18 protein-coding genes are annotated in these 13,787 nt (G+C 54.4%); 15 read left to right on the plus strand and 3 right to left on the minus strand.

What is annotated here, in order from left to right:
* The 7 genes from Q0239_RS07170 to Q0239_RS07200 all read left to right on the plus strand — a co-directional run.
* Window positions 1-1,122, plus strand: a 1,122-nt coding sequence (locus tag Q0239_RS07170; protein WP_298600472.1) for a strawberry notch C-terminal domain-containing protein, incomplete at its 5' end; no start/stop codon positions are given.
* 89 nt (window positions 1,123-1,211) lie between these two features.
* Window positions 1,212-3,230, plus strand: coding sequence for a ParB/RepB/Spo0J family partition protein (locus Q0239_RS07175; RefSeq protein ID WP_298600474.1), 2,019 nt, complete (start codon window positions 1,212-1,214; stop codon window positions 3,228-3,230).
* A 72-nt stretch (window positions 3,231-3,302) separates the two neighbouring features.
* Complete coding sequence (locus Q0239_RS07180) at window positions 3,303-4,199, plus strand: zincin-like metallopeptidase domain-containing protein (protein ID WP_298600476.1); 897 nt, start codon at window positions 3,303-3,305, stop codon at window positions 4,197-4,199.
* 4 nt (window positions 4,200-4,203) lie between these two features.
* Window positions 4,204-4,914: a hypothetical protein gene (locus tag Q0239_RS07185; RefSeq protein WP_298600479.1), complete on the plus strand. Its 711-nt coding sequence runs from the start codon at window positions 4,204-4,206 to the stop codon at window positions 4,912-4,914.
* A complete protein-coding gene (locus Q0239_RS07190; RefSeq protein ID WP_298600482.1) occupies window positions 4,911-5,111 on the plus strand; it encodes a hypothetical protein in 201 nt (66 codons plus the stop codon). Before Q0239_RS07185 ends, Q0239_RS07190 begins: the two co-directional genes overlap by 4 nt.
* 5 nt (window positions 5,112-5,116) lie before the next feature.
* Window positions 5,117-5,479 (plus strand): DUF3768 domain-containing protein, encoded by a 363-nt coding sequence (locus Q0239_RS07195; RefSeq protein WP_298600485.1) that lies wholly within the window; start codon window positions 5,117-5,119, stop codon window positions 5,477-5,479.
* Window positions 5,480-5,492: 13 nt separating this feature from the next.
* Window positions 5,493-6,026, plus strand: a complete 534-nt coding sequence (locus tag Q0239_RS07200; RefSeq protein ID WP_298600488.1) for a thermonuclease family protein — start codon at window positions 5,493-5,495, stop codon at window positions 6,024-6,026.
* Window positions 6,027-6,261: 235 nt separating this feature from the next.
* Here Q0239_RS07200 and Q0239_RS07205 read toward each other — a convergent pair whose 3' ends face one another.
* Window positions 6,262-6,777: a hypothetical protein gene (locus tag Q0239_RS07205; RefSeq protein WP_298600491.1), complete on the minus strand. Its 516-nt coding sequence runs from the start codon at window positions 6,775-6,777 to the stop codon at window positions 6,262-6,264.
* A gap of 290 nt (window positions 6,778-7,067) precedes the next feature.
* On the opposite strand from Q0239_RS07205, the gene Q0239_RS07210 reads away from it, so the two are divergent.
* The 6 genes from Q0239_RS07210 to Q0239_RS07235 all read left to right on the plus strand — a co-directional run bounded on the left by Q0239_RS07210 (window position 7,068) and on the right by Q0239_RS07235 (window position 10,695).
* A complete protein-coding gene (locus tag Q0239_RS07210; protein WP_298600494.1) occupies window positions 7,068-8,138 on the plus strand; it encodes a hypothetical protein in 1,071 nt (356 codons plus the stop codon).
* 66 nt (window positions 8,139-8,204) lie between these two features.
* Window positions 8,205-8,729 carry a hypothetical protein gene (locus Q0239_RS07215; protein ID WP_298600499.1) on the plus strand — a complete coding sequence of 175 codons (525 nt, stop codon included), beginning with the start codon at window positions 8,205-8,207 and terminating at the stop codon, window positions 8,727-8,729.
* Window positions 8,726-8,929, plus strand: coding sequence for a hypothetical protein (locus tag Q0239_RS07220; protein WP_298600502.1), 204 nt, complete (start codon window positions 8,726-8,728; stop codon window positions 8,927-8,929). Before Q0239_RS07215 ends, Q0239_RS07220 begins: the two co-directional genes overlap by 4 nt.
* A 24-nt stretch (window positions 8,930-8,953) precedes the next feature.
* Window positions 8,954-9,694 (plus strand): phosphoadenosine phosphosulfate reductase family protein, encoded by a 741-nt coding sequence (locus Q0239_RS07225; protein WP_298600505.1) that lies wholly within the window; start codon window positions 8,954-8,956, stop codon window positions 9,692-9,694.
* Between the two features lie 375 nt (window positions 9,695-10,069).
* Window positions 10,070-10,405: a single-stranded DNA-binding protein gene (locus tag Q0239_RS07230; protein ID WP_298600508.1), complete on the plus strand. Its 336-nt coding sequence runs from the start codon at window positions 10,070-10,072 to the stop codon at window positions 10,403-10,405.
* Between the two features lie 74 nt (window positions 10,406-10,479).
* Complete coding sequence (locus Q0239_RS07235) at window positions 10,480-10,695, plus strand: hypothetical protein (RefSeq protein ID WP_298600513.1); 216 nt, start codon at window positions 10,480-10,482, stop codon at window positions 10,693-10,695.
* A gap of 135 nt (window positions 10,696-10,830) precedes the next feature.
* On the opposite strand, the gene Q0239_RS07240 is transcribed toward Q0239_RS07235, so the two are convergent.
* Together Q0239_RS07240 and Q0239_RS07245 are read right to left on the minus strand one after the other, a co-directional pair.
* The gene (locus Q0239_RS07240) at window positions 10,831-11,085 is read right to left on the minus strand and encodes a hypothetical protein (protein ID WP_298600515.1); all 255 of its coding nucleotides are present in this window, start codon (window positions 11,083-11,085) and stop codon (window positions 10,831-10,833) included.
* Window positions 11,086-11,187: 102 nt separating this feature from the next.
* Window positions 11,188-11,316: a hypothetical protein gene (locus Q0239_RS07245; RefSeq protein WP_298600518.1), complete on the minus strand. Its 129-nt coding sequence runs from the start codon at window positions 11,314-11,316 to the stop codon at window positions 11,188-11,190.
* 798 nt (window positions 11,317-12,114) lie between these two features.
* Here Q0239_RS07245 and Q0239_RS07250 point away from each other — a divergent pair.
* Together Q0239_RS07250 and Q0239_RS07255 are read left to right on the plus strand one after the other, a co-directional pair.
* Window positions 12,115-12,570, plus strand: a complete 456-nt coding sequence (locus Q0239_RS07250) for a DUF736 family protein (RefSeq protein WP_298600521.1) — start codon at window positions 12,115-12,117, stop codon at window positions 12,568-12,570.
* A gap of 144 nt (window positions 12,571-12,714) precedes the next feature.
* Window positions 12,715-13,671: an SLOG family protein gene (locus Q0239_RS07255; protein WP_298600524.1), complete on the plus strand. Its 957-nt coding sequence runs from the start codon at window positions 12,715-12,717 to the stop codon at window positions 13,669-13,671.
* Window positions 13,672-13,787: the final 116 nt, after the last annotated feature.

Below are 13,787 nucleotides of genomic sequence, written 5' to 3' on the forward strand. Positions count from 1 at the left end.
CCGGCAGACAATCTCGGAAGCGAATATGCCAAAGCTGCCCTGGTGCAATGGTTTCATCTACTGGCAGAAGGGAAGCTGAAAAGCTGCAGCTATGCTGACTTCCAGCACCGAACGGGGCTCAAGCTCAGCAAGGAAGGTGGGCTAACGGATGACCTTCCGCCGATCCAGCGATGGCTCAACCGCATCTTGGCCCTCCCGATTCAATTGCAAAACGACATATTCGACGAGTTTCTGGGCTTAGTCGAACAACGCGTGCAGGCGGCAAGGGAAGCAGGAACACTCGACATCGGCGTCGAAACAATCAAAGCCGAAGCAATCGAAATCATCGACGAAAAGCTTCTCCGTGTCGACTCGCACAGCGGTGCAAAAACCTGCCTTCTGACCATAGATCTGAAATGGAAGAAGCAGACTACGTCGCTTGAAAAAATCATGGCACGCGCCGCCAACGATACAAAGTCGCGTTATCTCCAGAACAGCAAAACGAAGGAGGTCGCTCTACTTACACGAGCCCGCTCGCTCCTGTTCAACGACGGACAGATGATCAGGAACTACAGGCTGACGAAAATTGCGGAATATGGAAGCATCACCGAAGGGGCACTTTCCGAGTCAGCATGGGAAGACATTCATGAGGCCAATTTTCAGAAGCTCTGGAGTTCACAGGCCGCGGACGAAGCTGAGAGGCTGCACAGTGAACGCGTCTATCTCGCCTCGGGGCAGCTCTTGCCAATCTGGAACAAGCTCAGTGATGACCATATGGAAGTACGCCGACTAACGACCAACGCAGGACAATCGATCCTGGGACGAATTGTCGAACCAAGTGACGTCGCGGCGCTGTACCAAAACTTCGGCGTAAATGCCGAGGTCAACCTGTCGGCTGAACAGATGGTTGAGGGCGCACTTGCGGGAAGAACGGTTACAATCAACGGTGTCGAAACCCTCCAACTAAAACATTCAATGGTCAATTTCGAACGGCGTCTTGAGCTTGTTGGCGCCGATCCTCGGCGACTGAAACATTACAAGGCGCTTGGGTGCTACACTGAACTGATCCAGTCGAGGACGAGACTATTCCTTGCGCGATCGAGCGCAGTCTCAGTGATCGAAGCCATCACCGATCAGAAATGAACACCGGGATAATCCAAAAGGAAAGGGGGGAGGGAGGAGGGAGCTTGGAGCGTGGCTAAAGCCGCGCGGCTCAGCACAGGAGACTTATCATGACAATTACAACAGTTCCGCTTAAATGCCTTCGGCTTGCCAAAACCAATGTTCGCCGTTCCAACGGCACCACAGGAATCGAGATGCTCGCAGCCAACATCTTGGCGCATGGCCTCATCAACCCGCTGCAAGTAATCCAGGCAAAAAAGAAGGGCTTCTACGACGTCTTTGCCGGTGGTCGCCGACTGCGCGCGCTCACACTGCTGACTGAAAATGGCTCAATTGACGACGACTATGCCGTATCGGTAGAAATCAAGGAAGCCAGCGACACGCTGATGCGCGACATCTCGCTTTCGGAAAATGCAATGCGGGTGGCAATGACGGCCGCCGACGAATGCCTCGCATTCGACCAGATGTTGGGCAAGGACAAAAGTCCTGAAAAAATCGCACAGCTTGCAACCAATTACGGAACAACCGTGCGCCATATCGAAGCGCGGCTTCGTCTTGCTAACCTCGCCGATCCAATCTTTGCAGCACTGTCTGACGGAACAATCACGCTCGACGCAGCCAAAATTTACGGACTGACCGCAGACAAGGACAGGCAATTGGCCGCTTACGAAAGTCTTGCTGCAATTCGCGGGCAAAACGATGATTGGCGAATTCGCAAATTGATCTTTGACGATGCGCTGCAGGCTTCCAACCCCATTGCCCTGTTCATCGGCGAAGAAGCATATCGCGAAGCCGGCGGCCGCATCGAGGCTGACCTGTTCAAGGATGCTGGTAGCGCCAATTGGACCGATGGACATATTGCCCGCAGCCTCGCCGAAAGCCAGCTCAACGAGATGGCTGAACAAGTCAGAACCGAGAACGGACTGGGCTGGATCAAGATCGTCGTCGGGGACAATGTCCCTTATGATGCCTATCAGCAACTGCATTATTATTACCCGCCACGCGTCAAGCTCGACGACGACCAACAAGCGCGACTCGAAGCCGTCGAAGACCGCATCGGAGAAATCAACGAACTCTTCGAATATGGCGAGTTTGAGACGACAAGCGAAGAAGAACTGCAGAAAGAGCTTGATGCGCTCGAAACCGAATATTCCGAGCTCCACGATCAGGGAACCGCAATCCCTGACGAAGATCGGGAACATATCGGCGCATTCTTGATGCTGACTAAAGAAGGCGGAACGACGCTCTATCACCAGCTGTTTTCAACCAGAACAATGCGGAACGACAGCAATAGAACCGATCAGCGATCGGACGACGCGCCGCAACCAATCCACAGCAGAAGCCTTACCGAGGATATGGCGATGATCCGCCGCGACATCCTGGCAGTGCATCTCGCAAATGACCCGGGCCTCGCGCTGGATCTCTCGATCTTCCAACTCGCGGCAGGTGTTCTGTCAGCAGCCTATGGCACGGGAATCACGCTGCGCATCGAATCTGTGGGCGACCCGCAAGGAAGCACATCTACCAAATCGAACGCAGCCACCGAAGCACTCGCGCAAATCCGGGAATCGCTCGATGTCAGCTGGTTTGATCACAGCGATACCAATGGCAACTTCCAGCGTTTCCGCGAGCTTTCCGATGACGTCAAAGCAGCCTGGCTGGCCTATTCCATGGCTCGGAGCCTGAAAGCCACTTCTGCGACGAAGAACAACTTCCACAACCCGTTTCACACGATGTTGGGGGCGATTATGGAAATCGACACCGCGACGCATTGGCGGCCGACTGCCGACAATTATTTTGGCAAGCTGAAGAAATCAGCAATCCTCGAACGCATCGGAGAACTTGGCGATCCATCATTGGTGGCCCGCTACAGCAGCTCGAAGAAAGGCGAAATCGCGGACGCAGCTGAGAAAATCTACAGCGGCAACGCCATAATCGATCCTGAAATCAAGGCCAAGGCCTTGGCCTGGGTGCCTGAGGAACTACGCTTCAAGACCGAAGACGTCGAAGAAGTGGCGGCACCTAACGGCATTGACCCGGAAGCGATCGACGACGTCGCAATCGATGGCCCCACCGAGACTGACGATAACGACGCCGAGGCCGCCAACGACGAGCTCGTCGAAGCCTAAAACAACCATGAACATCCGCATCGAGCCGGGGCCAAGACTCCGGTCGATCGCGGCTGCCCGAAGGAAATCGAAATGCCAAAATCAGAAAGAGCATCACCTGCAGAAATCATCACTGACATGGTCATCAGCCGTCTTGAGCAGGGCGTAAGGCCGTGGACCAAACCCTGGGCATGCGGTGCATCCCAACGGCCTTTGCGCGCATGCGGAACGCCCTACACCGGGATCAACTGCCTTTATCTGTGGGCGATGGCCGAACAGAACGGTTTTCACTCGCGATACTGGATGACCTACAAACAAGCGCAGCAGCTAGGAGCGCAGGTTCGCAAGGGCGAGAAATCATCGCTAGCGATCTTCTACAAGCAATATGACGTCGAACCGAAAGAAGACTCGGATGATGACGATGGGAAACGCCGCGTCATGCGGGCCTATCATGTCTTCAACGCCTGCCAAATCGATGACCTGCCTGAAAAATACACCGCGACCGAAATCGTCGTCCAACAGCCCGAATATGAGCAGCGCGAAGCGTTGGAAGCCATGTTCAATTCGTGGCCGCTGCAGGTCCGCCATGCCGGCACACAAGCCTATTACAGCCCAAGCGCCGACATCATCCAGCTGCCTAACCGCGAAAAATTCTTCACCTATCCCGACTATGCAGCAACCCGTGTGCATGAAAGCGTGCACGCAACCGGCCACAAAGACCGGCTCAATCGACAATTCGGCAAGCGTTTCGGTGACAAGGCATACCAATTCGAAGAGCTAGTTGCTGAATCAGCGTCATTTTTTATGAGCGGCGAACTGGGACTGCCCGACACTGTCATGGAAGGGCATGTGGCCTATATTGGCCATTGGCTCGAAATTTTGCGCAACGACAAGACAGCCCTGTTCACGGCGGCAGCAAGAGGTGAAGAAGCCGTCAATTGGCTGAAAGCCAATGCCTCAGGCCGCGCTGCAGCGCAAATCGCGGCTTGAGGATATGACCATGTATCCCGACCGCGAATACAGGTTTGTTCTGGCAACTCTTGATCCGATCCCGAGCCTCAATGAGGCCGGATGGTATATCGCCATCCAGCACGCCATGAACGATGCGGAAGCAGCTGGGCTTGATGCAGTCAATGACCCTGGCGTTCGCTTGCTCCGATTGAAATCGACCAGCGCACAAAGCGCCTCGGTCGAAAACCCCGAAATGACAGAGCTGCAAAATATCTGCCAAAAGCGGCTCGCCAAGCTACGACGCGAACCCACACTGGCACTTCTCGGAAGCTATGACGTCGCTAGCGACGACAAGTTGAAGCAGTGGTTCCATGCCGAGGCGCGCAAGGCGCTGGTCGCAATGGCGGACAAGGCCGAAATCGATCCGAGAATGTATCAGCTACGCCACAGACTGGGACATCGCTATGAACCTGGCTCAACCTATATGGTCGGCAAAGGCTTTCACATCGAGGTGACCGCTGGACGAAAATTCGGAGCCAATGTCGGTCTCTACAAGACAAAAGACCGCGATTACCTAACCGGCGACACGCCTCGCTGGCGATCATTGCTGCAGCTCCTCGACACCGCCGACTATGCCCTATGGCTGAAGGATCAACTGCGATTGATGCAAATAATGAGCAATATTTGCTCTCCGGAAGAAGCACTTGACCCCGAGTCCGGTTTGACTCACTCTGACGAAAGGATTGGGCAATGACTGGTTTTACGAGAATTTCCGACAAGCGAAAAATACTCGCAGGATTTGCGAACGCACACCGGCTCGCGCTTCGGATCAGCGAGGCCGCAAACATCAACACGGCCGTCACACGTACCGACGATCCAACGCAACCGTTCAAGGTTTCGATCAGCGACCCGCGCGATCCTAAACAGATCTTGCGCGTGCAACAGGGATGATCGTCATGGACCAGAACCCGACAGCAGCCGAATGTGCACGGCTGAACGATCTTTGCCGCTTCGGTCAATTGCACCAAAGCAGAATTGTAATCACACGCGGCTGCATTGATCGCTTTTGCAATCCCGATGAACCATTGAGCATATTCACGGTGCAAGCCGAGCTTTCGAACAAAGTCCGCGAGCACCAATTCAACGCAGACGATGATCCTTATGGCGAACGTGACTTCGGTGCGTTCGAACATGAAGGCGAAAAGCTCTTCTGGAAGATCGACTATTACGACTCCGATCTCACATATGGATCAGAAGATCCCAGTGACGTCGAGAAGACGCATAGAGTTTTGACGATCATGCTTGCGAGCGATTATTGAACGGAGAAGTGCGATGACGCCCGGACACAAATTGATGGCAGTAACGCTGATCAGCGTCGCCGCATGCTCATCAACAGCAAGCAGCCAAAGCGTGAACGTGCCCGGCGCACGAGCGATCGACGGCGATAGCCTGGCTATCGAAGTGCGGCTCAAAGGCGTTGACGCCTTCGAACATGATGCAATTTGTGCGGACAGGCACAACAAATGCACGCCATGCGGCAGAATGGCCCAAAGCCAACTGGCCGCGATCCTCGATCAAGGACAGCGCAACGGGTCAATCACAATCACATTCTCGAAAACACGAAGCTATAATCGTCTCATCGCGACAGCGCAGGCGAACGGCTTTGATGCCGGCGAAGCCCTGATCGCCTCAGGCTACGCCATCCCGCAGCCGCAATATCTAACCGACGATCCGGAAAGGCGAGAGCGATACCAGAGGGTATTCGAATCCGCCTTGGAAGAACAGCGCGGTGCATTCGCAGGCCGGTGGATAGAACCGCAGCAATGGCGGCAAGGCCGTAGATTAACATGCGAGGCCCAATCATGACCAAAACAATGCGAATGGCAGAAATGCTGGATCACATCCACGAAGGACACCTTGCCAGACGCCAAGGATGGCACAACGGAATGCTCTACGTCTATATCGACAGCACCAAAGGATTTAGCGAGCCATTCATCGCAACATTTACACGGGGCGTTCTCATAGATTGGCCATATTCGCCTTTACGGGCGGATTGGTGCAGTGAAGACTGGATCTTGGTTTCGGAGAAAGAAGCAGCAGCTCAGCGCGAGCGCGCGATACCGTCCCACGCTGGACCAAAATCAAAATCTTCCTCAAAGCGTCCGCGAGGGCCATCGGCTTCATCAAAGAAACGATAAGGCGGCTCAGCTGCAGCAACAGCATGCCCGTTGGTCGCTGACACATGAGCCGCGTCAGCGCGGGTTTGCATCAATGCAACGAGCCGCTGCAGATCCAACAGCATAGCGACCGGGCCACGTCCAGCGACCGAATAATAAAGCGCGCGCTGATAATCATCGCCCCGACAACCTAAAATTTCTGCCAGACGACGCTTGCCTTCAGGGCGACCATCAGCCGCCCAGCACAGCGCTTCCTGAAGCTCACGCGCGGCCAGAAAACCATCTTCTGGCGGCATCCCGACCGAATGGCCCGCAAGGGCGCGCATCGTCCAGGATTCATCCGGATTGTCGCGAACCTCGATCAAGCCGAGATCGATATCCAGAGGGTCCAAACCGTGCTTCTTCATCCACTTCGAGAAAATCATCTTCAAAACCTCCATTTTTTCGAACGTAACATGAACATCAGCGGCATTGCAAGCGTGACCTCTCCATGCCAGATTCTTTTGAAAGGAGATTGTCAATGTGGCTCGTTCCAAGAGGCACAGTGAAGATAAACCAGAGTGCGAAACCACTGCCTGAAGCAGTGCGCGCCGCCCTGGACGATTGGTATTCGGGCAAAGGATCACTCCGCGACGAAGAGGCCGCGGTCACGCTCGCGCAACAGGCACGCAAGCACCGATACTGGCTCGCTTGTTCATGCAGAGGCGACGGAACAAAATTGCGCGCTCCAATGCTTACTTTCAATTTCCTGTCAGAAGCAGAGACCTATTATCTGCGCCGCTTGACCGGTCGCAAGCACAGCGCCCATGCTGAGACGTGCACCTATTATCGTGAGCAAGCACCCCCAAGGCTCCGGGAAATCGAAAGCAACCGCAAAGCGATCACTCCTACAGACGGTTATTTTGCGATCCTTCACCCGGACGCTGTGCAACTCAGTCAAAAGCCCGAAGATGAAGATATCGACGATCGCACCAGGCACAAGACAACACCAAAACTTGCGCGCATGCTCTGGCAGCTTCTGACAATATCAGGCCTGACAAGAATCCCCACACGCGAACATGACATTGCCGAAATTTTCAAAGTCATCAAAACGGCCGCCCAAAAAATCGAAATTGCTCCGGGAATCCAACTCGCCGAACTGCTCTTCACACATCCGGCAGCATATCACAGCCGCAAAATCTATGCTGTTTTGCGTTCACGCGCGAAAACATGGCCCAGAGACCATCAGCCACAGGCTTTCATGCTGACCTATGGACAGGCAAAGCGAAGCAACAGTCTCCAATTTCGAACCGAAGAGCCGATGCCGATCATCAACAGCATCCAATCACGATCAACGGTCGACAACCGTCTCGACGGTCCATGGCTCGCGCTGACGGTTATCGGCGACTATCCCGATATTCACGGATATGCGCCCATGCGCTGCTACGCTGAAGCGATCATGTCCGGACATTATTTCGTTCCGGCACTTCGTAACAGCGATCGACCGATTTTCATGCAGCTACTCGCAGCACGGCAGATGCTACTCGACGACGACATCGAAATGCAGATCGAACGTCCCCTTTTCGACCGTCCGGTCGAAAAAGGATATACACGGCCCGACTATGACCTCGAATTCTTCGACCTCAACACCGGAGAATTGAAGCGCGCCGCATTGCTTGTCGACGCCCAAGACGACATCTTTGTAAAGAACAGAGATGAGCTTTTGCGACCGCATGTGCAATGCCTCCATATATCGACGAATGACCCAAACTCAGGCGACAAACTCCAACGCCTGCTTCGCGAATATCTCCAGCTCTGCTGATTGAAAGGGGAGGGGGTTGAAGGGGGGTGCGCTGCCAAAGGGGCAAGCGCCCATCAGGAGACCATCATGGCAGACCTATTTGAAACGACGGTTGTCGATCCATCGATACCGCCAGGCGATATACTACCGATCGAGCTCATGCTGCTTGCAGAAATATTCACGCTCGATGGCGATGATGACCGTATTTACCTCCACACCGAGAACAACACGGCGCAGATACTCCATCTCACAGCATCGGAGCTATCCGCAGCATGTCTCGAAACAGTCGGCGAATGCATTGCCAAAACCATAGCAAACGTGGCGCTGCTGAAGGCGACGGCCTCAGACGAGAAAGTTGCGGTCGATCTCAGCGATGATGGCTGGACCGATATTCTTGCCGACATTGTCAAACGCTCCACAACGCTCGACTTCATCACAGTCGAAACCGGCTATTCCTGCTCAAAACCGAGAAAGGATGGCTTTGGCGGACGTGCAATTTACATCGACGGCGAGACCATCGCCCATATGTCGACGCACGATTGGCTTCAGCGCATGATTGCTGAAGCCGAAGCCAATCGGCTCGCCATATCAGACGAAAGGACATCGACATGATTATCATCATTCCACTCACCATCATCGCTCTCGCGCTGATCGCCATCCTTGCGGTTGCCCGCATGATCATCACCCGCTTTCCGAGCCGACTGGGCCTACAGCCCGTCGGCCCGAGTGACCATTGGGTACGCCTCGAAAAGGCGCGCCGCGAAGAGCCGATTTTCGACCTGCGCGATGCCACAGTTGGCCACATGCGCTGATTCTGCAGAAGGGATCATCCCCAAATGACCAGCACAAGCATCGACACACTCATTCAAAGGGGCGCCTTGTTTGTCGTCAACCATAGCGGCGGCAAGGACAGCCAGGCAATGTTCGCAAAGATATCGAAGCTAGTACCCGCGCATCAAACGATCATAATTCATGCAATATTGCCGGAAGTCGAATGGGATGGTGTGATCGAGCATATCAAGCGAACAACTGGCAACGTACCATTGCTATTTGCGAAGGCTAAAAAGACATTTTTCGAAATGGTCGAACATCGGAGCATGTTCCCGTCGCCTTCTTACCGGCAGTGTACCTCTGACCTGAAACGTAATCCAATTGAACGAGAGATCCGGCGATTCCTCAAAGACAATCCTTCATTTGGAGGGCTTGTCGTAAATTGCATGGGTATGCGCGCACAGGAAAGCACCGGTCGAGCTAATTTGGAACCGCTTCAACTCAATCAGAAGAACAGCAAAGCTGGCCGCGAATGGTACGACTGGCTGCCAATCCATGACTGGCTAATCGACGAAGTGTTTTCGGCTATATCGGATGCAGGACAAGAACCACATTGGGCCTACGCTGCTGGCATGTCGCGCCTCTCTTGCTGTTTTTGCATCATGGCGAACCAATCTGACTTGACGACTGCAGCCCGGCTCGCTCCCGCATTATATCAGCGGTATGTCGATACAGAGCGCCGCCTCAACTACACACTATCGCCGAGCAGGAAATCGCTTCCGGATTTAACAGGAATACCAGGTTGAGCGGATCCTCTCAAAATTGGCGCCTCGTATAAGCCAATGTCAGTTTTTCGAATATATGCCGACCACATCGGAACGACGGACAGTTGATTGTACGAACTGGCTGTATGGAGGCTTCACAACGGCAGCAAAGGCCAATCTAGCAATGTTCCAGGACAACCGTTTTTCGCAAGCCGTCCTGTCCTTGATAGCCGCTGAACACTGCGGCGGCAGCTGACGATTGCAACCAAAAAGCAGCGGACCGAGAAGCCCTACGGGCTTGCCGCACCACTCCTCGCTTTTTGGTACCGCCTATCGGCTTGCATTCGCCACCTTAATGCCACCGCCTGTTTGGTTCATCGGCGGACAGTCCGCCCGATTTCGAAAACGGAGAATGTCATGAAGAACCTTGTTATCCTGATCGGCCGCATCGCTGCCGCTCCCGAAACCCGCCAGTCCGGCGAAACCAGCGTCACAAACTTCAACCTAGTCACCGACCGCCCGAAACTGGTCGATGGCAAAACAGTCAAAAACGACAAAGGCTATACCGATACGATCCCCGAATTCCACCGGATCACCGCATTCAACGGTCTTGGCCAAACCGTCGCCAAGCATAAGGCAAAAGGCGATGTCGTCGAAGTCCAGGGTCGGCTGCACTATTCGAAATGGACCGATAATGGCGGGAACGAACGCTACTCGGTCGAAATCATCGCCGAAGAGGTCCTGTTCCTCTGATGAAAGCAACAAGAGAGGCGCTGCGGACGCAGCGCCTCTTCACCCTTTAACATTTCTATGGTATGGAGAGCATCATGGCAACCAAAGCCCAGATCATCGAACTTGAATTTGACACTCAAGTCGCAACCCTGAAGAAAACCATGGCCGAGCTCGAACTGATACACCAGCAAACGATCAAAACGATGAAGGAATCGCAGTATCATCCTGCGAGTATCATCTTTAACTGCATGATTGGTTTTTCCGCCCTGATGGGTGCAGGCATCGCCATCGGAAAATTCCTGCTGAACTAAACACCCAATTCTTGAGAAGTCACAAACGGCTCCTTCGACCGATACGGCGAAGGGGCCATTTTTTTGCTCTCCATGCAAAAGACATCCGGTGATTGACGCCTTTCGCCCTTCTTGAAACGCGGCCGAAATTGACTTTCAAGTCTGTTGGCCAATCCGGACCAACCAGCAAGCGACGTCCCAGCTATAAGCAAATGATCCCGTTCGTCCTTCAATCGGGAACAAGCGAACTGGGACAGTGCCCGTTTCTTCCGCCTCAATCAGCTCGTCCAACGTTGCATATCCGAGCGCCTTTCTCAGATTATCGCCGCTTAACAATGGTCCACATTGACCAAGAAAATCAGCATCAACCTCGGCGAGCAAATCTCGGTCCTCAAGTCGTTGTGCAATCATAAGCACTCCTCCAGCTGAGCGCGGTGTCTCACAATGTGAACAAATGATCAACAATCGACGAGCTGACCTCAATCGAAATCCCTACTGCTTCCACTCGCAATTTTACTGCTGACCCCAATCAAGCGGCAGATATCCGGTGCGCCTAAAGCTCTTTTCGGTTTGTAACGTCGCCAAATCGACAATTATGACGACGATGGCGCAGCGCTGCCCTTTGGCCAGCCCTGCGAACATGACATATCCCGTCTCAGTTTTTTTGGTTTTTGAAAACGATACAGAAGATGGAGGGCAGCAGCGCGCTTCGCACGCTGCTGCAACCTGCGCTACTCGCTAAGCAGCCGCCAGCATCGCCAAGCGATGCCGTCGCCGGCCAAGCTCGCCGAGCCCCTGACAGGTCTCGGCCCATACGGGTGACGCTCAGGCCTGACGTAACAGGCTAACTCAAATACTGCACAGAGCCACGGTTGGACTTGCGAGGTTGTAACATGCTTCGCATGAGGAAGATGCCCTGCTTGCCTGTTACACCTTCGCTTACAGAGCAGCATCACCATCCGCTTTCCTACCATGCGGGTTTCGGCTCACAAGGGGCTGCCTCCCAGCAACTACGGTCGCGGTTTTCCGCTGGCTGGGCGTTGGCTGCTTGAAGCAGCCAGCCAGCGGAAAACCGGACCTGCGTAAAGCTGGCAGCGCGACGTCCCCTTGCGACCCAAGAGCCCCACATGTCCGGACGCGTCAGGCGAAGCGGCTCCGTGAGCGAAGGGTGAAAGTAAGTCCAAAATATGCGCGACAGGTCATGAGTTTAATAAAGTGAACAAAATTCATTCAGGAATTTTGTGCGTTATTTATTTTTATTTAGTTTTGGCAAAGCTCACCATGAACGATGGGCGGGGGTGGCGCTTTTTTGTCAAGTTTATTGTTTAATTGACTGAATAGAAGGGAAGTTTTATTTAAAAGGGGTCGAGAGGGAATGGTCCCAATCGCCAAGTGCCGGAAGGGCTCAAAGCTTCCGGCGAGAAGTCAAGGAGAAGTCAAATGCAAATCGGAATTATCCGTAAGAACGCTCGCGGCCTGTTCGTGGGTGCAGTCAGCACATTGGACCTGGGCACGATCAACATCGGCCTCAATCCCGTGCAATCGCAAAACCCCGAAGCCCCCGCCTATGAAGTTATGGGATGGCGCACAGGTGCGTCGATGGTCAACGCCGTGAAACTCGGCGCTGTTTGGGAAAAGACCTATCGGGACGGCAGCGGCACGGTTTTCCTTCAGGGCCAGCTTAACGACCCGTCCTTTGCAAAGCCGTTGCGCGTTGCATGCTTCACCATCGAAAGCGGCGAAGAAAAAGGCAATATGTCGGTCGTTTGGGATGATGGCAACCGCCGCAATCGCCAGACCAGCGAAACCAAGGAAGCAGCGGCCGACGGCGACGATGGCCTTGGCAACTCCACCGCTGGCAACGACCAGCACAGCCAGCACTCTTTCCAAGAGTAAAGGAGGTGAGGGGGGAGCAGCTCAAATGCTTCCCCCTCTAGCCACCGGATAGCGCAGACGCAGCTGTCAAGGAAAGACAGCGCCCCGCATCCCAATGACCAATCGCTTAATGAGCCAACGCCGTTCGCGTTGCAAGGAGGCATTATGCCCGGATTTATGAGCATGGCGGATTTTCAAGAGCATTATGCCGAAATCACCGCTTCCCCCGAATTTGCCGCAGCCTTTGGCGAAGAAATCCCGATGGCGCAGCTTTCCCCCTTTGATGAGCCAACGCAAGCCCCGCTTCCCGATGATGGCTTTGCCGAGTTTTTCGCTGGCAGCATGGCAGGAGCGCCGTTTGAATTGCTCGCCGACACACGGCTTGAGCGTTACGCCGAGCGCATTGCATGGGGCATCGTCAACAGCTTGCACATGGTGGCAAGCCAGATCGAGCGCGAAGAGGACGACGCAGCAAAGAAACTTGGCGAATTGGCGCGCAATTTTGACCCTTCCGAAATCTACCAAAACGAATTGGAGGAAACGCAGCGCATTTGCCAAAGCTTGCACGAGGCGCGCGGCGCGATCGAAGCAATGCGCGACCATGCAGCCGCCAAGTTCAGGACCGAAACCGGCAGACCGTGGACCACGACCAAGGGGAGCCGTGTTGCATCCGGCCTCACCGCCAGCCAGATCGACGCCAAAGCCTTTCTAGCAGCACGAGCGCAGCAGAAGCGCGACCAGCTTGCACCCGAAGGCCCATTAGTTGCCATATCAGGTGGCGCGCAATGGGAAGATTCAGCCCCGATCATCGCTAGGCTGGACGCTTGCAAGAAGCGCATCCCTAACATGCTGTTGGCAACAACCGCACAAGCCAAAGGCGTTGACGCTATCGCCGCCGCATGGGCCGCAGCCAATGACATTAAGGTCATCGCGTTCAGGCTTGACCGCAATCTTGGAAACCGCGCAGCCTTTGAACGCAACCGGCGACTTGTTGCCTTGCGTCCGGTCGAGTTGATTATCTGCGAAGGGTCTGGCGTCCAGATCAATCTCGCCCAGCGCGCCCGCGATGCGGGCTTGCCGGTCTGGATAATCCGCAAGCAGGCGATGGAGGCGGCAGCTTGAGCCGCCTTCGCACAGCGTTGCAGCCGGTCTGGCCCGTCCTATGCTGGTTTGCTGTGGCGCTTGTCATCGCTTTTATCTCAATCGGGATATCGGCCGAAATCTGGCCCAGCGCGACA

The sequence above is a fragment of the uncultured Sphingorhabdus sp. genome (assembly GCF_937872355.1).
GTDB lineage: Bacteria > Pseudomonadota > Alphaproteobacteria > Sphingomonadales > Sphingomonadaceae > Sphingorhabdus_B.

Excerpts from the sequence above, each read along its gene's own strand:
- Q0239_RS07180 (WP_298600476.1), top strand. The coding sequence starts at position 3,303 with ATGCCAAAATCAGAAAGAGCATCACCTGCAGAAATCATCACTGACATG.
- Q0239_RS07175 (WP_298600474.1), top strand. The coding sequence starts at position 1,212 with ATGACAATTACAACAGTTCCGCTTAAATGCCTTCGGCTTGCCAAAACC.
- Q0239_RS07210 (WP_298600494.1), top strand. The coding sequence starts at position 7,068 with ATGCTTACTTTCAATTTCCTGTCAGAAGCAGAGACCTATTATCTGCGC.
- Q0239_RS07215 (WP_298600499.1), top strand. The coding sequence starts at position 8,205 with ATGGCAGACCTATTTGAAACGACGGTTGTCGATCCATCGATACCGCCA.
- Q0239_RS07185 (WP_298600479.1), top strand. The coding sequence starts at position 4,204 with ATGACCATGTATCCCGACCGCGAATACAGGTTTGTTCTGGCAACTCTT.
- Q0239_RS07230 (WP_298600508.1), top strand. The coding sequence starts at position 10,070 with ATGAAGAACCTTGTTATCCTGATCGGCCGCATCGCTGCCGCTCCCGAA.
- Q0239_RS07190 (WP_298600482.1), top strand. The coding sequence starts at position 4,911 with ATGACTGGTTTTACGAGAATTTCCGACAAGCGAAAAATACTCGCAGGA.
- Q0239_RS07245 (WP_298600518.1), bottom strand. The coding sequence starts at position 11,316 with ATGTTCGCAGGGCTGGCCAAAGGGCAGCGCTGCGCCATCGTCGTCATA.
- Q0239_RS07250 (WP_298600521.1), top strand. The coding sequence starts at position 12,115 with ATGCAAATCGGAATTATCCGTAAGAACGCTCGCGGCCTGTTCGTGGGT.
- Q0239_RS07195 (WP_298600485.1), top strand. The coding sequence starts at position 5,117 with ATGGACCAGAACCCGACAGCAGCCGAATGTGCACGGCTGAACGATCTT.
- Q0239_RS07240 (WP_298600515.1), bottom strand. The coding sequence starts at position 11,085 with ATGATTGCACAACGACTTGAGGACCGAGATTTGCTCGCCGAGGTTGAT.
- Q0239_RS07200 (WP_298600488.1), top strand. The coding sequence starts at position 5,493 with ATGACGCCCGGACACAAATTGATGGCAGTAACGCTGATCAGCGTCGCC.
- Q0239_RS07235 (WP_298600513.1), top strand. The coding sequence starts at position 10,480 with ATGGCAACCAAAGCCCAGATCATCGAACTTGAATTTGACACTCAAGTC.
- Q0239_RS07205 (WP_298600491.1), bottom strand. The coding sequence starts at position 6,777 with ATGGAGGTTTTGAAGATGATTTTCTCGAAGTGGATGAAGAAGCACGGT.
- Q0239_RS07255 (WP_298600524.1), top strand. The coding sequence starts at position 12,715 with ATGCCCGGATTTATGAGCATGGCGGATTTTCAAGAGCATTATGCCGAA.
- Q0239_RS07220 (WP_298600502.1), top strand. The coding sequence starts at position 8,726 with ATGATTATCATCATTCCACTCACCATCATCGCTCTCGCGCTGATCGCC.
- Q0239_RS07225 (WP_298600505.1), top strand. The coding sequence starts at position 8,954 with ATGACCAGCACAAGCATCGACACACTCATTCAAAGGGGCGCCTTGTTT.